Raw genomic sequence first — 19,994 nt, 5'->3', positions numbered from 1 at the left:
TGATTATGTTGCCACTTAAGGTTAGTTATCAAATCCGACTTTATCAACAAGTTCACTTGCTTCTTTGCGGTGTTTTGCAATATCGAGTAAGGATATTGAATCAGGATTTAAAACGCCAAAACTTGCTACAACAGGATCTAATTCTACGCCTGCTCTAACAGGGTACTCATAGTTAGCTTTTGCATAAAGAGACTGTGCTTCTTCAGATACTAAAAATTCCATCAGTTTAATTGCATTGTCTTTCTCGGGAGCATTAACCGCTAAACCCGCACCACTGATATTAACATGTGTGCCTTGATTAGGTGATTGTGCAAAACTTGGTCTGATGACTTTTATTGCATCTCCCCATGCGCGTTCGTCTGAACCTACTTCTGCATTTTTCATGCGTCCTACATAGTAGGCATTAGCAAGCCCTAAATCACAAATGCCCCCTAGAATATCACGCGCTACATCTCTATCGCCCCCAGTTGCCTTACGCGCTAGGTTATTTTTAACGTCTCTTAACCATTGTTCTGTTTTTTCGGTGCCATTATGTTCAATCATAGCCGCTAACATGCCAATATTATAAGGGTGTTGTCCTGAACGAATACAGACTTTGCCTTTAAATTCAGGATTAGCTAAATCTTCATATTTAAATCTATCAATTGGCATTTCTGTTGCTGCATATAGCACCCTATCTCTAAGTGATAAGGCAAACCAATTACCATTTGGATCTCTTAAGTTTGCTGGAATCACCTCAGTCAGAGTTGTGGAATTAATCGGTTGAGTCAGTCCAGCTTCAACCAGATCAACTAAGTTACCAATATCAACCGTCATTAAAATATCAGCAGGAGAGGTTGTACCTTCTGCTTTCACTCGCTCTAATAGACCTTCTTTAACAAAAATGGTATCAACTGTAATGCCTGTATTTTTTGTAAAATCGGCAAGGATAGGTTCAATAAGTTTAGGTTCACGGGTAGTGTAGACGGTCACTTTATCTGCAGCAAATGCTTGTACTGACATTAAAGAGACAAATGAGGCAATAAGAGATTTTGTGAGAGTAGAGTGACGCATGTATGCTCCTAAAGTAAGAAAATTGACAATGGATAAATAGATTTGCAGTCTAAATTTGACTTACATCAATTATAATGAAAATCATTCTCATTTAGAATAGTGCAATTTAATTAATCTGGCAAGTAAAAAATGATCTTTAGGTATTAAGAGCACCAGGATGCTGGTAGCAAGGACTAAAGCAATTGTTATTTATCATTTATAAAATGCGTACATGTATCTGATAATATTCTTGATTCAGCGATATAGCCATATCAGCCAACCCTCAGGTAAAATCGATTTAGCTTTTAGTGAAAGGAGTAACTAGAAAATTTATCTTTGTTGATTAGAAAAGAGTGGAGCTCATGGGTATTTTGCTGTAAAATCTCACGGCAATATTTTGTGCTATTGTGATTGATTTTTTGATTAAAGTGAGTGTTTCATTGCTGATTTTTTGATAAAAGTTTATCCGATGCGTCTTTTTTCCTTACAACCTAGGTAAATATTGCTATGCTTCGTATCATTCAAGAAGCGCTCACTTTCGATGATGTTTTGTTAGTGCCCGCTCATTCAACTGTTTTACCCAATACTGCTAATCTTTCTTCCCGTTTAACTTCTGATATACATCTAAATATCCCTATTTTATCTGCTGCTATGGATACGGTAACTGAGGCTAACTTAGCCATAGCTTTAGCTCAAGAAGGTGGTATCGGCTTTATCCATAAGAATATGTCTATTGAACGCCAAGCAGAAGAAGTGCAAAAAGTGAAGCGTTATGAAAGCGGTGTTGTCACTGCTCCTCAAACGGTTTTACCGACCACTACCTTACTCGAGGTTCAAGCCTTAACTGAAAAAAATGGCTTTGCGGGCTACCCTGTTGTAGATAGCGATAACCAATTAGTCGGGATTATTACCGGTCGTGATGCTCGTTTTGTGACTGATTTATCTATGCCAGTGACTGCTGTTATGACACCAAAAGAACGGTTAGTCACAGTTAAAGAAAATGCATCAAGAGAAGAAATCTTACAAAAAATGCATGAAAGACGTGTTGAGAAAGTATTAGTGGTTGATGATACTTTCCATCTCTTAGGTATGATTACAGTTAAGGACTACCAAAAAGCAGAGCAAAAACCCAACGCCTGTAAAGACAGTTACGGGCGTTTACGTGTCGGTGCTGCGGTAGGTGCAGGTGAAGGAAATGATGAGAGAGTCGAAGCTTTAGTGAATGCAGGTGTCGATGTTTTATTAATTGATTCATCACATGGCCACTCAGAGGGCGTACTTGAACGCATCCGTGCAACACGCAAAAAATATCCTAATTTAGCCATTATTGGTGGTAATGTTGCCACAGCAGCTGGCGCGATTGCGATAGCTGATGCAGGTGCTAATGCTGTTAAAGTTGGTATTGGCCCAGGTTCAATCTGTACAACACGGATTGTAACAGGAGTTGGGGTACCACAAATTACCGCAATTGCTGATGCCGCTGAAGCGCTAAAAGATAGAAATATCCCTGTGATTGCTGATGGTGGGATTCGATTCTCAGGTGATATTGCTAAAGCAATCGCAGCAGGGGCATCTTGCGTCATGGTTGGGTCTTTATTTGCAGGGACCGATGAAGCTCCTGGCGAAATTGAGTTGTTTCAAGGCCGCTCATTTAAATCTTACCGTGGTATGGGATCGTTAGGTGCCATGTCTAAAGGCTCATCTGATAGATATTTCCAAACAGATAATGCTGCTGATAAACTTGTGCCTGAGGGCATAGAAGGAAGGGTGCCTTACAAAGGATTTTTAAAAGCGATTATCCATCAACAAATGGGTGGACTCAGATCTTGTATGGGACTGACAGGCTGTGCAACTATTGAGTTATTAAGAACTAAAGCGCAATTTGTTCGTATTAGTGGCGCTGGTATCAAAGAAAGTCATGTGCATGATGTGACTATTACCAAAGAATCACCTAATTACCGCATGGGTTAACTGAGACACAATAGCAATCATTAGGTAGGAGAATTATCCTACCTAATTGAATTCAAATTAAGCAACTCGCATTATTAAATTAGGATAATAAATGAGCACAGTAGATATTCATCAAGATAAAATTTTGATTTTAGATTTCGGGTCACAATATACGCAGTTATTAGCAAGAAGAGTGCGTGAAGCCGGTGTGTATTGTGAATTGTGGGCATATGATGTCACAGAAGCTGAAATTAAAGCCTTTAATCCAAAAGGAATCATTCTTTCTGGTTCACCAGAGAGCACCACTGAACAAAGTAGTCCTCGAGCACCGGAATATGTGTTTAATGCAGGTGTACCAGTACTTGGTATCTGTTATGGCATGCAAACTATGGCGGTACAATTAGGGGGACAGGTCAGTACTTCTGATAAAAGAGAATTTGGTTATGCCCAAATTGAAGTGTTATCAGATAATCTCTTAACAAATGGCTTAAATGATGATAATACTAGTCTTAAAGCTAAATTAGATGTTTGGATGAGTCATGGTGATAAAGTAACAGCCTTACCAGAAGGGTTTTCTGTTTTAGCTCAGACTGAGAGCTGTCCATTTGCCATGATGAGTGATGCCAAACGTCATTTCTATGGTATACAATTTCACCCTGAAGTGACCCATACAAAGCAAGGTTTTACATTATTAAAGCGCTTTTTAAATGATATTTGTGGCTGTAAAGGCTCATGGACATCTGAAAACATTATTGAAGACACGGTTAAAAAACTCCAAGAGCAAATTGGTGAAACTGATGAGGTTATTCTTGGATTATCTGGTGGGGTTGATTCTTCTGTTACCGCATTATTACTGCACAAAGCGATTGGTAAAAGATTGATTTGTGTGTTTATCGATCACGGACTATTGAGATTAAATGAATCTCAACAAGTGCTCGATATGTTCGGTAACCAATTTGGGCTTAACATCATTCATGTCAATGCTGAGGCACGCTTCTTAAATGCACTAGCAGGAGAAGCCGATCCTGAAGCCAAACGTAAAATTATTGGCCGTGAATTTGTGGCGGTATTTGACGAGGAAGCTGAAAAACAATCTCAAGCTAAATGGCTTGCACAAGGTACGATTTATCCAGATATTATTGAATCTGCTGCTGCTAAAACGGGCAAAGCACATTTGATTAAATCGCATCATAATGTGGGCGGTTTGCCTGAAGATATGAAATTAGGGTTAGTTGAGCCTTTAAAAGAGCTATTTAAAGATGAAGTTCGTAAATTAGGTTTGGCGCTCGGATTACCTTATGACATGTTGTATCGTCATCCATTCCCTGGACCAGGTTTAGGGGTGCGAGTACTAGGTGAAGTGAAAAAAGAGTACTGCGATTTATTGCGTGCTGCCGATGCCATTTTTATTGAAGAGTTATATAAAGCCGACCTTTACCATAAAGTAAGCCAAGCATTTACAGTTTTCTTACCTGTACGCTCGGTTGGTGTAATGGGGGATGGGCGTAAGTATGATTGGGTTGTGTCTTTAAGGGCTGTGGAAACGATTGATTTTATGACTGCTCACTGGGCTCATTTACCATACGACTTTTTAGGTAAAGTGTCTAATCGTATCATTAATGAAGTAGCGGGTATTTCTCGTGTTGTTTATGACATAAGTGGCAAACCACCTGCTACGATAGAATGGGAATAAATAGCAAAAGAGACTTAAACTCTATTTTTTGCTAGGAGTGAAACACAAGGCCACTTTAGCTAAATGCTAGGGTGGCTTACTTAATTTATTGAGTGAGTAGGGGATAATTATCTATCAACACTCATTAATATTAGGCAAGCGTGTATTTATTTTTGTGATTAAAAGGTATCAAGTGATGCCCTATCATGCGTTCTAGTAATCCTTCCTGCTTGCATTTCAATCGCTCTATCTGACATGTGCGCGATCACATCTCTATCATGACTCACCAACAAGTAGCTGATGTTAATTGTTTGTTTTAATGAATTCAGCAGATTCAATATGCCAGCTTGCACTGACATATCTAACGCAGATGTTGGCTCATCTAATAATAATAGTTTAGGTTCTAGTAAAATGGTCCTTGCGATGGCAATTCTTTGACGTTGACCGCCAGAGAGCTGGTGCGCATATCGATGAATTACTGTATTGGGCAATTCGACAAGATCAAGTACAGTTTTGATTCTATGTTTAATTGTATTATTATCAAGTCCTATAATTTTAAGCGGCTCACTTAATATAAAATCAATCACATGATTAGGATGCAATGAACCGTATGGGTCTTGAAATACCATTTGAATATCTTGAACATGTGTGCCTAATTTAGGGGAAAATGGTTGTCCATTTAAGATCATGCTACCACTGTATTGTGGATTTAACCCTGCTATCACTCTCAATAAGGTTGATTTCCCACATCCAGAAGGTCCAAATAAACTCAATGTTTCCCCTGGAAAAATGGAAAAATTAATGTCATCTAATACTTGTTTGTGATGATAAAATACAGATAGGTGTGATGCGCTAAAAAGTGCCATGGTAAATTACCTTCGAATTAGATTATTGGTTCTGCTCTGTGCTGGCGAGAAATTTACCATAAGTTTTAGCACTTGGGCGACAAGACCATAACAGTCTAGTATAGGGGTGATTGCTAGATTGTAACGTCGTTCTATCGCCACTATCAACAATTTCACCTGATTTCATGATCAATATTCTATCAGCGAACTGAGTAACAGCTTGTAAATCATGGCTAATTAACAATAAGCCAATATTATGTTGTTTACACCTATCGATTAATAACGTCATGATGTGTTGTTTCATATCTGCATCTAAGGCAGAAGTAGGTTCATCAGCAATAATGAGCTTTGGTTTGTTTAATAAGGCAAGCGCTATCATAAATCTTTGTCCCATTCCGCCTGATAATGCAGATGGTTTTTGAGTTAAAACAGTGTGATTAAGTCCAACTTGCGCTAATATGTCATTAAAGTATGTCTGCTTTTCAATGTGATTGAGCTTACCTAGATAAGCAAGCTCCAATTGTTTTTTCAGGGTTAAAGCTGGATTTAAGGCATATTTAGGGTCCTGCATAATCATTGAGATATGCTGGCCTCTGGCTTTCTTTTGTGATTGAATTTCCATCAGGTTAACACTTGGTTCATGAGGTTTGATGGATAGGTGCATCGCTGTGGCTCTGGTCTTCATATTGCTCGGTAAAATGCCAATAATTGATTTAGCTAATGTCGATTTACCTGAACCTGATTCCCCGATTAATGCTAATACTTCAGATCCTAAGCTAAGATTGATGTCTTTAATGATTGTGCCATAGCTACCAGATTGTTTCGATGATAAATCAACGGTTAAATCTTTGATGGTTAAAATAGGTGTAACATTATCAGTGGGAATATTAATTACCTGTGAGTCATCAATATCTTTTATATCATCAATGTAAGTTATCATAAACATTCCAAAGTAAATTCTGTGATTAATGCGCTTAATTTTTGCTAAAGCTGACAGTGATACCGCTATGAATTAGACATATGACGGCTGTCTAATCTATCTCTTAGCGTTTCACCAATTAATATGCATAATAAACTCGTCATAACAATTGCCAAACTAGGCATAAGGGTTACCCACCAATGACTCGTTAAAAATTCAGCATTTTCAGCAACCATGCCTCCCCAATCTACACTAGGGGGCTTCACTCCTAGCCCTAGGTAACTTAATCCAGCAGAAGCGATTAGAATACCCGCTAAATCGAGAGACAGCTTCACTAGCAATTGAGGTAAGCATAAAGGTAATAGATGGTATCTCAAAATTCGAACTCTGGTAATCCCTGCCATTTTACTGGCCAGGATAAAATCACTTTGAGCGATATTGTTAATTAATGTATGCGCTAATCTTGCATATTGAGGCCAACTAGTAATAGAAAGCGCGATTATCACGTTCAAAATACCATTGCCTAAAATTGCTACAAAAGCAAAGGCAATCAGTAATCTAGGTAATCCCATAACAATATCGGTAAAGCGCATTAAAACATGACTCAGCCAAGAGTTAGTTTGACCACTAATCATACCAATTAGAATGCCAATAAAGAGGGTTATACTGCCAACGCTCAATAAAAGTAATAAGGTAGGGCGAAGTCCGAATATAATGCGAGATAAAATATCGCGGCCGAATCCATCTGTACCAAACCAATAAGTATTATTAGGGCTAAGTAGCCTGTTAGCTGGGTTTTGTTCAAGCGGGTCAAAAGGCGCAACCCAAGGTGCAAAAATTGCTATCATGACTAATGAGGCAAGAATAATTGTATATAAGGCAGTGCTTAGTTTGATTGTAAAATTCATATTAATTAACTTTGCTGTGCTATGGATGTCAGATTATTGATTCGAGAGAGTTTGTTTAGCTAGTCTCTCACTTAACATGTTAATAAGAATGAAGCAGGTACCGATTAGTAAGGTGCCACCTAATATGGCATTTTGATCGCCAGATAAAAATGCTTCTTTAAGATATCGACCTATACCAGGCCAAGCAAAAACCACCTCTGTTAGCACCGCACCTTCTAATAAATGAGTAAAATTTAATGCAATTAAGATGATTAATGTACTTTTGATATTAGGCAAAATGTGTCTGACAATAATACTCACATCATGATTCCCTGTGACTTTAGCAAGTGAAACATATTCTTTTGATAATTCAGCTAAAGCAGCGCCTCTGGTAATACGGCAAATTGAGCATAAGGTGTAATAACTCAGCAGCGAAACTGGTAAGACTAAATGTAATAAAGCATCTTTAAGTGCGCCTTCGACTGGGCTTCTTAATGCATCTATTAAACTAATTTGGCTCCATACAAAGTCATACGGGAATTGATACTCAATTGAGCTAGACCATTTTCCTCCAATGGGTAACCATTCTAAGTGTCCATAAAATAGGGTTATTAGCATTAATCCAAGTAAAAATGCAGGCATAGCTATCCCTGGTAAAATGATTATCCGGATGAGTTTGTCAATGCTGCGATTGGCAAAATAAGCGCTGAGCAGCCCCAAAATAATACCGCTAATTGACCCTAATATAATGGATAAAATTGCAAGTTCCAAAGTGGCTGGGAATACTCTTAATAATTCTAAAATGATGGGTTCTTGGCTGACAGAGGATAATCCAAAGTCCCCAGTTACGGCTTTTTTAACATATTGAAAAAACTGAATGACAATCGGCTTGTCGAGGCCAAGCTCTGCTTTGACCTGCAAGTAAGTTGCTTCAGATGCTTTATCACCTACACGTTTTAAAACCGGATCAATTGGAGAGGCTTGCTGTAATGCAAAGGTGAAAATAAGAAGGCCAAGAAGCGTGAGGCCAATAATGCCGAGTTGTTTGAGTGATTTTTTAAGCAGGGAAAAGCCCATTAATACCGAATCCTTAAGTCAAATTATCCATTAAGCAAGCAGTTATGTGGCTCAAAAGCCAACTATCGACAAATAACTGCCTGCGATTAATGGATAATAATGAGTCTATAATAAATTATTCTTTCGTAATTTTATCGTAGTAAACCATATCAGCATTTAAGCCTTGATAATAGCCTTTCACGGTAGGGTTTAGCGCTACGCTATTATTTGCCTGCATAAAAAAGATAAATGGCGATTCATTTTGGACCGTTGTTTGTATTTCCTGGTAAAGCTTATCACGTAACGCTGTATCAGACGTACTGACTGCTTGTTGAGTTTTTTGACTTAATTCAGGAATCACCCAACCATTTATTTTTGCAGTACTTCCAACTGCCTCATTATAATAAGCAAATGTACTCGCATTAGAGTGCGCGTCAAAATAATCTGGTATCCAAAAACGTAGTGCCGCTTCGTGCTCTTTATTGCGAATTTTGGCATAAAGTTGACTCGTTGCAGAAGGAATAAGCTCTAAATTAACCCCACCTGCTTTAAAGCTTGCTTGTAATGCTTGTCCGATTTGTAGAAAAGGTGGTCTATTCTCAATCTCAAGTTTAATCGTTGGAGAATCAATATTGGCTGCTTTTAAGATGGATTTTGCTTTTTCAGGATCAAATTTAAAGGGTTGATTGACAGATGCGTATGGAAATCCAGCAGGTAAAAATGCCTGATGCGTTGTGTAATGCCCATTTAATAATGTTTGGGTAAGTCCGTCATAATCGACAAGATAACGCGCAGCCTCCCAAAGAGCTGGATTACTTAATACTGGATTGTTTAAATTTCCTGTATTAAATGCAATATAATCGACTTCTGCTGAAGGGAATTTTACTACATTAACACTACTGACTGATTTAAGTGCATCATATTGGTCGCTTGTTAACGATCTGGCAATATCTGCATCATTTTTTTCAATTTGTAATTTGCGGGCATTTGCATCTGGAACATTTTTGATAATAACCGATTTAAGAGCGGGCTCTATTTTAGTATCGATAGGGCTATTTTCTAGCAAAATGACATTTTGTGGTTGGTAAGATTTTAAAATAAAAGGCCCGCCACCTGCAGCATGTGTACTTAACCATTTATTACCATAATCATCCGCTTGTGCATTTTCTTGCACGACTTTGCTATCAACAATCGAGGCGATAGGGGAGGTTAACACAGACAAAACCACTGGAGCACCAATATCAGCTGTCCAAGTGAGTTTAAACGTGGAATCATCGATTTTTGTGAGCAATCCATCAACATTGTTTGCATCAAATCCAAGTACATTCAAAATAAAAGCAGGTGCTTTGTTAAGTTTAACCGCCCTTGTTAATGAATAGATAACATCATCTGAGCTGACTTTATTTTGTGATGCGAATTTAGCGTTAGGATCAAGATAAAAGGTAATTGTTTTATTATCTGCATCAATATCATAACGGGTTGCAAGATCGGGCTCAATTTCTTCAGGCTTATCTCTATTAGCTTGCACAAGTCTTTGATATAAACTTGGCAGTGTTTGAATGCTTGATAATTCAAAGCTTTCAGCAGGATCAAGGCTGACTATATCGTCTAATGGCTGCACCACAATTAGGGTGTCTGCAGGCGTGTTTGCATAAGCGTTATTAAATAAGGCAATCGATCCAAGAGCAGTTGCAAAAATAGTTTTAAGGATAATTGAAATTGGTTTCTGGTTATACTGTTTTGACATGCTAACTCCTAATGTATAGTTGTAATGATGATTTGCTTTCATCAAACTTTAGGGGATATGCTGTTAAAAGGATAATAACTAGATGTTATGAGTTATGCTCTTAAGATATAGTCTTGATATTCTTTACTTCCTTTGAAGGAGGAGATAATGACAATAGCTTAAATTTACTCACTCAAGATAATTTTAATTTTCTATCAAGCTTCAATTTGAACGCTTGATTTAATTATCAAAATACGTTTCGATTGAGTGGATGATGCCTATTTTTACGTATTTTAGGCACTGCTGTGAGTATGTGAGCTCTAAATTATATACGTATATAATAACAATGTGTTATCCAAAGGTTTGATTATCATAATAACAAGCGCTTACTTCGCTTCTCTAAACCTTGGAAAATAGCATCTGAAATAGATTTAGGAAAATTTTCAGGTAACTGCGTTAAAACATGACTAATCACATGAGGTGTTTTTATTGCAAATTGGTGCATGATTGCTGTCATCTCATCTCGACTAAATCCAACATAAGAGGCTGTTTGTAAAAAGTGTCTAGGGAAAATTCTTTCAATTGAATATTTTTTTCCTTTTGTACCACGTAAACTCATTGCTAATTTCGCATCTTGTATATTCATCCCTTTTTTACTTATCATAGGATAGCAGGAGATAATGTCATATAGTGGGGTTAATTCAAATTTACCATCAGGCAGAATGAAAAGTGAAAAGTTTTTTGCATGCCCATCAGTCGCTGCGAGCAGCCAAAATAATAGTTGAGATTGCATAAATATACTGCGATCTCGTTTAGGAAAAATTGAACCTTCTAGAAAATGCATAATCTCAAAAATACCAGGGCCACCTTGGTTTTCATATTTTGAACCAGGTGAAATATTGAGTACTTGACAAAAATCCTCTTGTGGAATACGCATAATCCATTGTTTGTTTGTTGAAAATCGTCTATCAAACCTTTCAATAGCTAAAGCCTTGATCTTATCTAATTGGATTATCTCAGCACTAGGGACAGGTAAACCATATGCTTTAGCAATTAACAAACAAAGATATTCATTTTCTACGCTTTGGGTGAGGTCAAGCGTATATGAGTGAGTGGTAATTTTACCAATAGGTAATTTTATTATGTGTGTTGTAGGGGTGGTGCCTTGTGGTAAGCACCATCTGTTATTTAATTTTAATAGTGCTGTTTTTTCTTGTGCGCCGGCTATAGAAATTCTAAAATCTGCTAATTCTCTAAGCATTCCTAACGGAATGTTAGACTGATAGCCTAGTAAAATTCTTTCCAATTCATCATTATTTAGAGTTTTGTATGTTATGTGTTGGATGTTGAGCGGGGGACTGTTCGTTGGCATTAATTGCAACGCACCGACCATATCTTGGCCGATTTTAGACAATAAGTCAAAAGGTTGGGTTGATTGTGCAAGATGCCTTGCAACAATACGTTGCCGGATATCAAGTGAATCTGGCAGGAGGTTATCGAAAAAATTATAGACTACATTTCCTATGTACGGTTTATTTCTTAGCGGCATAGATAATGAAATAGGCCTTGCTCCGTTTGTATTTAACCAGGATTGGTCATACTCAAAATGGTTTTCACCATTACCTTTTTGAGTGAAACATCCAACTAGTAAGCCATTCATGTAGACATTTAAGCTATTCCTTACCATTCATGCTCCCATCCCCCTTGAGAATCTTCTGCCTTTGTTGGTCGTCTTGGTTTCAACTCAATTTCAAGCTCGAGCACTGACAGTAGTTTGAAGAATGTCTCTAATTTTGTGGTTTCTGGATTTTTTTCGAAATTTGAGACAGTACCCTGCCTTAAACCAATCTGCTTAGCAATTTTCTCTTGTGATAAGCCTTGCGATAACCGGATATCCTGCATGCGATTACTTAATTGTTTGGCATTAGTAATTTTCATATGTAACCTTGCTACATCATTAAAATAACAATTGGAAAGGGGGGGAAATACGCTATAGCGTATAGATTTAATTTAACACGCTATAGCGTATAGTCAAGTTTTTTTATATATTCAGGCAATGGATCAAATCACAATGTCCATTGACCAAAATGCACAAACCGTGATTATTGCTAACTAAAATGAATTTTTTGTCTAGTAAAGTAGGTAAATGCTCCCATTTGTGAGAAAGTAGTTACCTCTAGACTAAGAGAAAGTATGTGCAATAAATATCAAAATACAGGTATGAGAACCTCTTACTAGCAATCCGATGGTAATCGGAGTAATTTCAGTCTCTGCAACTTCAAGTTCTTTTGAGTATAGACCCGAATTATTGATAATATTGGGATAGGAGAGCCTGGTGTAAAAAGTTAATTGCAATCTTGTATCGTTTGTATGTTGATTTGTTGCTTACGTGGTGCTTGGCGTTACAATGGTTAATGTTCTCGGGTTATGAGATAACAATTCAATGCCAGTTGAGGTAATCCTTATCATGTCTTCAATCATTATAGCGCCTATTCCTTTACCATAATAAGGCGTTTCAACACACATGACCATGTTAGACTCAAAACATGCATCACTTTGTTCGCTGATAAAAGGATATTCTTCCAATGCTAAAGAGACCCCTGTACTGTGTCCGAAATGACCTCTGTTATAGCGTTTTAATCCAAGTTTTCTGATTCTTTCAATCCCATCTTTGAATAATTTTGACATAGACAAGCCAGGTTTGATTTCATCTAGCATCGCAAGGTGGCTTTGTAAAATAATATCATATAGATTCGCTATTTGTTTGGTTGGTTCTCCTAAAATAGCGGTTCTCGCTAAATCCGCACCATAGCCTCGAACTTCAACACCACAGTCAAATTTAATTAAATCTCCCATTTTTGTTTTAATACCTGAAGGATGATAAATGGGCGAAAAATGTTCAGCAATTGAAATAATATGGAATCTAGAGTTTTGTGAATCATGAAACTGGTGGATGCCTTTTTGATAAGCGTTCACTAACTCTGCGTGTGAAACATTAACATCTAGTTTGTTAATTGCTTCATTAATACCCGTTTCTGTAATTTGAGCAGCACGTGTTAAGAGTTGTATTTCAAGTTCACTTTTAATCATTCTAACGTGATTAAGTAGTAATTTGGTGTCAGTAATTTGATAATTCTCTAAGACTGAATGAAATAAATCATAATGGGTTTTTACTAATGACTGAGAGTCAATACCAATTACGCCAGTACTAAACCCTGCCTTTGATAAGGCCTTTTGAAGCTGTTTAAGCATGAGTTCAATCGGTGCATCGATTGGCCTTTCACTTAATTCACTTGTTAAATCAGAAGGATCATCAACATCTACCCAAACAGGAAAAGTAAATAGATCATAGGTAGGTAAAGCTATTTGTGTGCTTGCTGCTTCAAATTCATTTAATATGATTGAAGTTGGAATCGAGTCATCTCGGTATAGGATGATAATGCTTGAGGGAGAGGGTTTAAATTGATAACTAAAAAAGCTTGCAATAGCAGTAAAATAATAAATATCTTCTGCTTTAGTTAGCACTAGCGCATTAATATTCATCTGAGCCATATAGCGCCTAGCTCTAGGAAGCACAAAATTAAAGTGTGACGTTGTTAAAGGTGGGCTGAGGGGCATTGTTGGTATCCATATACGAGTTATCAGGTCAAAATGTGTGTTTATACATTTGGCAGATACGATAAAACAGTTATGGATAATTGCATAAGAATGTTTTGTTATGCAAGATAACTAATTAGCATAAGCCTATTGTAGATGGCTGTGTTTAATCGTTAGTGACAAAATGTAACCATTCAGCTATATACACCTTTAGTTGATTTGTAAGTTCTCTTAACTAGGATTTGTCGATTTTTTTCTGATTTTCAGAGCGAATGACGATACAGTTATATTTCGATATTTAAAACCTATAGCAACGCGATGCTCGATTTTTGCAATTTAGTGCACATTCATACCGAAAAATACAAGAATGTATGTAATATAGCCCATTAAAAGATGCTTTTTTCTTCTGAATTAGTTCTTAATCTATTTTTTCATCATAAAAAGCAACATTCTTAAAAAATCGAGCATTGCGTTAGTCTACACTAAAGGTGTTAATAAAGAGAATAGGCTTATCATTAGCATTCTGGACGAACCCTACGAGTCATATATAGATTTAAAAATAATCAGTTTTTAACAAGGGAAATCATTATAAAAATAGTGCGGAAAACAGATGAAAGGCATCAAGGGCGAGGTATAAACTTATATTCTTGTTAAGAGTCAATTAGGACAAAACTGAAAATGGCGGATTTCCAGTATCTATAATTACATACTCACAATTATTATCGTAAATTAGATATTGATAGTTGTAATTGATGCATATCGAATGAGTGATCTATCACCAAAAACTGACATTCAGGAAAAGACTTTTTAAATAAGAACAAGGATAACTCTTGTGCTTCTGCTAATTCTAAATCTGTTTTTATTGCGCGCGTTTTGGAATCCATAAGCCTGTTATGTCTTATAAATTGAGGTGAGGCCTGTAAAAAAAACGCTAGGTCTAATACATCTCTAAGTTGATTTAGGATAATATCAGGCACAGTGAAAATGTAGTTTTTAGTCTCTAAAATAGTGTGCATTTCAATTAAATAATTCTTTTTTTCTGATTTAAGTTTTTGAATTGAAGATACTAGTTTGTTTTGGTTATCCAGCAGGACTCTTCTATTAAGATTTTCGAACTGTATAACGCCACCTTCACTCTTAATTAATTTTGAAGCCGAAATCTGAATAAATTCATCTGTATTACTAACTAGTCTTTTAATTAAATGTGTTTTACCCACACCTGATAAACCAAAAAAGCCTACTATCATTATTGAAGCATCTCATGTTGTAGCAATTCATCGATTTTAGTATTTATGTACATAAATGATTGTGGTGGTCTCAGCATTACATTTTTCATTTGATGTAAACTTATTCTTTTTTCATATTGGATAATATTTGTAAGTGATAATAAGTAACATTTAGGTGAGTTTTTGAAGTAAAGGGAAAACGCTTCTAAAGTTATGCAGCCCATTTTGCAAATAGAGCTAATTAACTCTGGATTCATTTCTTTTAAATCATATGAATCAATTTTAGAAATACACGCTTGGCCTACAATTGCTTTTTCAGGTGATGTAGCATAAAGATAGAGCTTGGCTCCAACTGTAAAATTCTTTCCAATGCGCCGACGCAGTTCTACTTTTTTCTTGTTTTGAAAAATTAAATTGATATAATTCGGTTTAATACTGATTAATATATTTTGCATACAGTTAAATTAACAATAGGGCTAATGGATGGCTAATAGTATCGCAGTTTGGTCTGATAGACAAGATGTCAGTAGTGTGAAACAAGATGCAGTAGCTGAAATTGAACTCCATTTTAATTATTGGAACCTTTTGACTCAGCAAGGGAAATCTAATTTATCTTTAGACATCGGGATAAAATTCAAAAATTTAAGTTCAGAGCTGAATGTTTTTTTACCGATTAACCTACCTAATAATGATGCCTATCTCGATCTTGGTGAGAGATTAAAAGACAAGCAAGAAGTTGTATCGGCCATATTCAATGAAAATTTAGTGATTGATGCTAATAACAGTCGAACGGATAACTATTTTATTGTTTCGAAATCCCATGCAAGTAATGATTTTTTCAAATGGATTACAGATAAGCCAGAGATTTGTAAGCTTAAAAATGGGACTCATTTAAAATTTTCACCTAATAAATATACAATAGGAATTAATGAGTATGGGTATCTTAGATTCAGAATACAAATCGATGGGAAAAATAGTGATTTCTTATCTACTCAAATAGAGCCAAAAGATAAAATTCTACTCAGCAGTGAAGAAAATATAGAATTGATAGATTTTAGAGTAAATGAAATTCGCAATTTACCAGTTGAGATTTGCAATAAGATAGCAAATAGTGTAGAAATCCAAAAAATCCATTACTTTATCATTCGTAATATTGATGTCGAATACTTGATGTCTGATCGAGATTATGTACGATGTAGATTATTAGAGGGTGATAATATTTGGGGTGAATATGTTAAGGGGAATAAAAATCGTATTGATCTTGATAAAATGATTATTTATCAATGGACTCTTCAAAAAGAAAACCAAAAAAATCAATTTACAAATTTCTCTAAATACAAGCACACGAAAAAGTCTTATCTTATGTTGCTGAGGAGTATATTTTTTATTATTTCCTTTGCTGTACTTGCAAATTATATTACTACTACCTCTTTGCAAATACCTAATGATTTTGGTTATCTTGACTCATTGCCATTTTTTGTTGATGGCATAGAACTGCTTCGCAGAGGATTTCAGGCACTCTTCATGTTGTGTTTACTAGCTCATTTATTTTGGATAGGTAAGTTTTTAGCCTACAAAGCTAAATCTTTAGTATGTAAGATAAAATGATACTTGATGGATAGGTAATTAGCAGGTGCCCTTGGCAGTATTGTTACTTGTCTTGGTTAGCTGAATCTTCAAGCAGTTTAAAAATCATTCATCATTTTTTTTGAAATAGTTAGTGGAAAAGGTATTTATTGATAGTGACTAATATTAGATAATGAATTGTAGATGTGCCATAAGAGGCTAAAAGTATTAAAATGAGAGGTAAATAGAATGAATACAATGAATAGCCATCATACTCAAAACGCTAAGACTTCTTTTAGTCATGAATTATCATTTAAATGCTTAACGACACGCAAAGAATTTTTTCAATACAAAGTTGTTGATTTTTTGATTCCTGTGTCTCATTTGTATCCAAATTTTCATGCTTGGTTATATTTTACTTTCGTACGCCAAATGAATAACGATAGTCGTAAAGTTCTGGTCGTTTTGGATGGTAATAATGTCATTGCAGCAACCCTTTTGAAAATAACTGAAGAAGAAGAAAAAATTTGTACTTTTTTTGTTGACCAAAATTTTAGAGGGCAAGGGATTGGCACTGAACTCATGGAAAAGTCATTGGAACTTTTTTCTGATAAAGTTCATATATCTGTTTGTAGTCAACGATTAAATGAATTAAATGATTTTTTAGTTCAAAAACATCTATTTTGTTTGGATAGGGATGTTAGTGGGTATTATCGCCCCGATTCAGTTGAATATTTCTTTTCTAAAAAAGTCTAGTTAGTTTAGTCTTATTTATAAGAATGCAAAATACTTAAATTTTTTTGAAATCCTTGCTAGGAGCTGTTTTTCGTGACTTGAGAAATCGAGTTTTTAGTCATTTAATTTGGGTGAGCACCTATATTGGATGTTTTAGATTTAAGCCGTCAATCGGCTTGTAGTTGAAAATATTGTTATAATTATTTGATTGTTAGTTTAAAATTCATTAATTGTTGAGATCGTTTAAATTCCTAATTATCATGTTCGCAATGTCAATTTAATTCAGATAAATTGATAAAAAACAGTTTTAATCATGCATTATGTTCTTTGTGTTGTAAGCAACGTACCTATGCTTTTTCTGTTTAAAAAGCATAGGTACTAAGTATTTGAAGGCCCTTTAGTTCAAGGGATAGATGCTAATTAAATCTATCTGATTGATTGGATTCAAGTATTTGAGGGAGCGCTTTGCTAAAATATTCAAAATTCTCAAATACAAATGATTTATGTAATATTCCTGGAATGATTTGAATCATTTCAAGACGCTCAACTAAATTTTCAGCCAGTCCAACAATGCAGACTGTTAAACCTGCAGCCTGAGAATCTACAATCACATCGTGTAGGGCATATAAGCCAGATTGGTCTAAGTAATTCACTTTTTCCATTCTTAATACAAATAGTTTACCTTCCGTTATGGTAGAGGCACTTGCCCTAAATGACGAGACAAAACCAAAAAAGAGCGGTCCTGTAATGTGTTTAAATATGATTTGTTTTCTAAGATCCTCTTTAAGGGCTAGTTCATCAGCCCAAGGTGTATCATCAGCGACCACAAGCGTCGTATTTTGTTCTGCTAAGGTTGCAATTTTAGCCATAAATATCAAAGAGGCGACAATCATGCCAATTGCTACTGCGGCAATCATATCAACGAAAATGGTTAAAACAATCACAAGAAGCATCACTATCACATCACTTTTAGGTGCACGTCTGATGTGTTTCAAACTCCGATAATCAATAATACCTAATCCTGCGGTAACTAGAATACTGGCGAGTACTGCATTAGGGATATACTGAACGATACCAGATAACCCAAGTAGCACTGCAAGTAGGAAAAGACCATGAATGACACCAGAAGAAGCATGCCTAGCGCCTGACCGAATATTGATAGCGGTTCTTACAAATGCACCCGCTGCAGGAATACCGCCAAATATGGCTGAGGTCATATTACCAATTCCCTGGCCTATTAATTCTTGATTGCTATTATGCTGGGTTTTAGTCATATTATCTGCGACTAATGAAGTTGATAAAGAGTCAATTGCACCCAAAAATGCCAATTGAAGGGCTGCAATAATAATCAACTTAATATCAGTTAGAATGAATACAGGCAGGATAGGTTTAGGTAATCCAGATGGGATCTCACCAATCATAGGAACTGATAAATGAAACACAACTGCAATTGAGGTTAATACTATTAAGGCAATCAAAGTTGGGGGGACAACTTTAGTTAACCTAGGCAAAGTGTATATGAGAATAATCGTGGCTAATGCAAGTCCTGCAGCGCTTAAATTAAACCCATTCGAAAGTTGGTTAATGGATAGAAGTATGGTTAAAAAATCTGACGCTGGTGCCGACATTCCGAGTAAAGGGAAAATTTGCTGAGCAAGTATAATAATACCTATACCAGTCATTAATCCTGAAATGACTGGATAGGGAAGGTAGCGAATAAACTGTCCAAGTCGTAAGACTCCAAATAGAACTTGAAAACCACCAGCTAACAGAAATACCATTAAGACACTCGGTAAATTGATTTCACCTGAAGGTAAGGTGTTACCAATTACAACCGTTGAAGCAATTAATGTCATTGGAGCGGTTGGTCCTGTGATTTGTACAGGAGTACCGCCAAATATTGACGCCATAATCCCGACAAATATTCCGCCATAGAGCCCAGCCTCTGCTCCTAATCCAGAAGCAACGCCAAAGGCAAGACATAGCGGAAGCGCAACAATTCCTGCTGTGATCCCACCAAATAAATCGCCTCGAGTAATAGTAAATTTTTTAAACATAATATTCTCATTGATTGTTAACAGTATTAATACTGTTGCACAAATATTGGTAACCTTACGGGGTAAATGGCATAGCGTGTAAATTAATTGATTCACGCTATGCAAAAAAACTTAATTTGGCGAGTAAGGTAGGGCTGATTTATGGACGCATAACCTAAGTTTTCCGTCAGCACAGCGTCTGAAAACGAATGTTTTATCTACCATGACTTGCTCATCATGTTCATTTATAAGATATACATTACCCATAGTAATGGCAATATCTCCATGTATTTGTATGCCATTTTCTGCTGCATTGTTGTCATACCATACTTTTTTCCAAACATTCAATGCAAATCCTTTATCATTTGGGTACTCAGGGTTACCTCCTACAAAATAGGCCAGCGCACCAATTTTACTACAACGAAAGACTTTATCTCCGTGCGCAAGTGTCGGTTTAAAAAATACAACCCCTTCATTATAGTCATAAATTTCATCAATAATTTTTGCTGCAAGGGCAGTGTAATCCTCACCATTTCGGTAAGCTTTTCCAATTGCAATTAGACCATCACACCAGGCTTGTTGCGCTGCATTAACATCTGCTTCAGTAATCATTTTAATTCTCCTAACAATGTATTAATTGATGTGTCAATGTTGTTAACGTATTGATAATGTATGCTATATGTTGGTCAAAGATTGTTGTGTTTATGTAACATTTTCATTAATTTAGCAATGATATTTTATAACACA

General features: G+C 36.1%; 17 protein-coding genes. 4 read left to right on the top strand and 13 right to left on the bottom strand.

Going from position 1 to position 19,994, the window contains the following annotated elements:
• Window positions 1-21: 21 nt before the first annotated feature.
• Window positions 22-1,053 (bottom strand): Fe(3+) ABC transporter substrate-binding protein, encoded by a 1,032-nt coding sequence (locus BMW37_RS05320; protein ID WP_093318384.1) that lies wholly within the window; start codon window positions 1,051-1,053, stop codon window positions 22-24.
• 486 nt (window positions 1,054-1,539) lie between these two features.
• Here BMW37_RS05320 and guaB point away from each other — a divergent pair, with 486 nt between their 5' ends.
• A complete protein-coding gene (gene guaB, locus BMW37_RS05315; RefSeq protein WP_093318383.1) occupies window positions 1,540-3,003 on the top strand; it encodes an IMP dehydrogenase in 1,464 nt (487 codons plus the stop codon).
• Window positions 3,004-3,094: 91 nt separating this feature from the next.
• The gene (gene guaA / locus BMW37_RS05310) at window positions 3,095-4,675 is read left to right on the top strand and encodes a glutamine-hydrolyzing GMP synthase (protein WP_093318382.1); all 1,581 of its coding nucleotides are present in this window, start codon (window positions 3,095-3,097) and stop codon (window positions 4,673-4,675) included.
• A 158-nt stretch (window positions 4,676-4,833) separates the two neighbouring features.
• On the opposite strand, the gene BMW37_RS05305 is transcribed toward guaA, so the two are convergent.
• The 10 genes from BMW37_RS05305 to BMW37_RS05260 all read right to left on the bottom strand — a co-directional run bounded on the left by BMW37_RS05305 (window position 4,834) and on the right by BMW37_RS05260 (window position 15,365).
• The gene (locus BMW37_RS05305; RefSeq protein WP_093318381.1) at window positions 4,834-5,520 is read right to left on the bottom strand and encodes an ABC transporter ATP-binding protein; all 687 of its coding nucleotides are present in this window, start codon (window positions 5,518-5,520) and stop codon (window positions 4,834-4,836) included.
• A 22-nt stretch (window positions 5,521-5,542) separates the two neighbouring features.
• Window positions 5,543-6,439, bottom strand: coding sequence for an ATP-binding cassette domain-containing protein (locus BMW37_RS05300; protein ID WP_177168584.1), 897 nt, complete (start codon window positions 6,437-6,439; stop codon window positions 5,543-5,545).
• Window positions 6,440-6,504: 65 nt separating this feature from the next.
• Window positions 6,505-7,326: an ABC transporter permease gene (locus BMW37_RS05295; protein ID WP_093318379.1), complete on the bottom strand. Its 822-nt coding sequence runs from the start codon at window positions 7,324-7,326 to the stop codon at window positions 6,505-6,507.
• Between the two features lie 33 nt (window positions 7,327-7,359).
• Entirely contained in the window at window positions 7,360-8,382 is a 1,023-nt protein-coding gene (locus tag BMW37_RS05290; protein ID WP_093318378.1) for an ABC transporter permease, read from the bottom strand.
• 115 nt (window positions 8,383-8,497) lie between these two features.
• Complete coding sequence (locus BMW37_RS05285; RefSeq protein ID WP_093318377.1) at window positions 8,498-10,108, bottom strand: ABC transporter substrate-binding protein; 1,611 nt, start codon at window positions 10,106-10,108, stop codon at window positions 8,498-8,500.
• A 349-nt stretch (window positions 10,109-10,457) separates the two neighbouring features.
• On the bottom strand, window positions 10,458-11,774 hold the full coding sequence (locus BMW37_RS05280; RefSeq protein ID WP_093318375.1) for a type II toxin-antitoxin system HipA family toxin: 1,317 nt from the start codon (window positions 11,772-11,774) through the stop codon (window positions 10,458-10,460).
• Window positions 11,768-12,025: a helix-turn-helix domain-containing protein gene (locus tag BMW37_RS05275; protein WP_093318374.1), complete on the bottom strand. Its 258-nt coding sequence runs from the start codon at window positions 12,023-12,025 to the stop codon at window positions 11,768-11,770. Before BMW37_RS05275 ends, BMW37_RS05280 begins: the two co-directional genes overlap by 7 nt.
• Before the next feature lie 447 nt (window positions 12,026-12,472).
• Window positions 12,473-13,705 (bottom strand): M24 family metallopeptidase, encoded by a 1,233-nt coding sequence (locus BMW37_RS05270; RefSeq protein WP_093318373.1) that lies wholly within the window; start codon window positions 13,703-13,705, stop codon window positions 12,473-12,475.
• 698 nt (window positions 13,706-14,403) lie between these two features.
• Complete coding sequence (locus BMW37_RS05265) at window positions 14,404-14,931, bottom strand: AAA family ATPase (RefSeq protein WP_093318371.1); 528 nt, start codon at window positions 14,929-14,931, stop codon at window positions 14,404-14,406.
• Window positions 14,931-15,365, bottom strand: a complete 435-nt coding sequence (locus tag BMW37_RS05260) for an ASCH domain-containing protein (protein ID WP_093318370.1) — start codon at window positions 15,363-15,365, stop codon at window positions 14,931-14,933. The genes BMW37_RS05265 and BMW37_RS05260 overlap by 1 nt, the downstream gene beginning before the upstream one ends.
• 28 nt (window positions 15,366-15,393) lie before the next feature.
• Here BMW37_RS05260 and BMW37_RS05255 point away from each other — a divergent pair, with 28 nt between their 5' ends.
• Entirely contained in the window at window positions 15,394-16,518 is a 1,125-nt protein-coding gene (locus tag BMW37_RS05255; RefSeq protein WP_093318369.1) for a hypothetical protein, read from the top strand.
• A 207-nt stretch (window positions 16,519-16,725) separates the two neighbouring features.
• Window positions 16,726-17,232: a GNAT family N-acetyltransferase gene (locus tag BMW37_RS05250; protein WP_093318367.1), complete on the top strand. Its 507-nt coding sequence runs from the start codon at window positions 16,726-16,728 to the stop codon at window positions 17,230-17,232.
• Between the two features lie 395 nt (window positions 17,233-17,627).
• Here BMW37_RS05250 and BMW37_RS05245 read toward each other — a convergent pair whose 3' ends face one another.
• Together BMW37_RS05245 and BMW37_RS05240 are read right to left on the bottom strand one after the other, a co-directional pair.
• The gene (locus BMW37_RS05245; protein WP_093318364.1) at window positions 17,628-19,268 is read right to left on the bottom strand and encodes a SulP family inorganic anion transporter; all 1,641 of its coding nucleotides are present in this window, start codon (window positions 19,266-19,268) and stop codon (window positions 17,628-17,630) included.
• 111 nt (window positions 19,269-19,379) lie between these two features.
• Window positions 19,380-19,859, bottom strand: coding sequence for a hypothetical protein (locus tag BMW37_RS05240; protein ID WP_093318363.1), 480 nt, complete (start codon window positions 19,857-19,859; stop codon window positions 19,380-19,382).
• Window positions 19,860-19,994: the final 135 nt, after the last annotated feature.

Origin of the sequence: Thorsellia anophelis DSM 18579, from assembly GCF_900111395.1 — a bacterium.
In the GTDB taxonomy this organism is placed as follows: Bacteria; Pseudomonadota; Gammaproteobacteria; order Enterobacterales; family Thorselliaceae; genus Thorsellia; species Thorsellia anophelis.
This window is presented reverse-complemented; position numbering and strand designations above follow the sequence as displayed.

Coding starts and splice junctions, on each gene's coding strand:
- BMW37_RS05300 (WP_177168584.1), bottom strand. CDS start 6,439: ATGATAACTTACATTGATGATATAAAAGATATTGATGACTCACAGGTA.
- BMW37_RS05295 (WP_093318379.1), bottom strand. CDS start 7,326: ATGAATTTTACAATCAAACTAAGCACTGCCTTATATACAATTATTCTT.
- BMW37_RS05270 (WP_093318373.1), bottom strand. CDS start 13,705: ATGCCCCTCAGCCCACCTTTAACAACGTCACACTTTAATTTTGTGCTT.
- BMW37_RS05305 (WP_093318381.1), bottom strand. CDS start 5,520: ATGGCACTTTTTAGCGCATCACACCTATCTGTATTTTATCATCACAAA.
- BMW37_RS05250 (WP_093318367.1), top strand. CDS start 16,726: ATGAATACAATGAATAGCCATCATACTCAAAACGCTAAGACTTCTTTT.
- guaA (WP_093318382.1), top strand. CDS start 3,095: ATGAGCACAGTAGATATTCATCAAGATAAAATTTTGATTTTAGATTTC.
- BMW37_RS05275 (WP_093318374.1), bottom strand. CDS start 12,025: ATGAAAATTACTAATGCCAAACAATTAAGTAATCGCATGCAGGATATC.
- BMW37_RS05260 (WP_093318370.1), bottom strand. CDS start 15,365: ATGCAAAATATATTAATCAGTATTAAACCGAATTATATCAATTTAATT.
- BMW37_RS05320 (WP_093318384.1), bottom strand. CDS start 1,053: ATGCGTCACTCTACTCTCACAAAATCTCTTATTGCCTCATTTGTCTCT.
- BMW37_RS05290 (WP_093318378.1), bottom strand. CDS start 8,382: ATGGGCTTTTCCCTGCTTAAAAAATCACTCAAACAACTCGGCATTATT.
- BMW37_RS05285 (WP_093318377.1), bottom strand. CDS start 10,108: ATGTCAAAACAGTATAACCAGAAACCAATTTCAATTATCCTTAAAACT.
- BMW37_RS05245 (WP_093318364.1), bottom strand. CDS start 19,268: ATGTTTAAAAAATTTACTATTACTCGAGGCGATTTATTTGGTGGGATC.
- BMW37_RS05265 (WP_093318371.1), bottom strand. CDS start 14,931: ATGATAGTAGGCTTTTTTGGTTTATCAGGTGTGGGTAAAACACATTTA.
- BMW37_RS05280 (WP_093318375.1), bottom strand. CDS start 11,774: ATGGTAAGGAATAGCTTAAATGTCTACATGAATGGCTTACTAGTTGGA.
- BMW37_RS05240 (WP_093318363.1), bottom strand. CDS start 19,859: ATGATTACTGAAGCAGATGTTAATGCAGCGCAACAAGCCTGGTGTGAT.
- guaB (WP_093318383.1), top strand. CDS start 1,540: ATGCTTCGTATCATTCAAGAAGCGCTCACTTTCGATGATGTTTTGTTA.
- BMW37_RS05255 (WP_093318369.1), top strand. CDS start 15,394: ATGGCTAATAGTATCGCAGTTTGGTCTGATAGACAAGATGTCAGTAGT.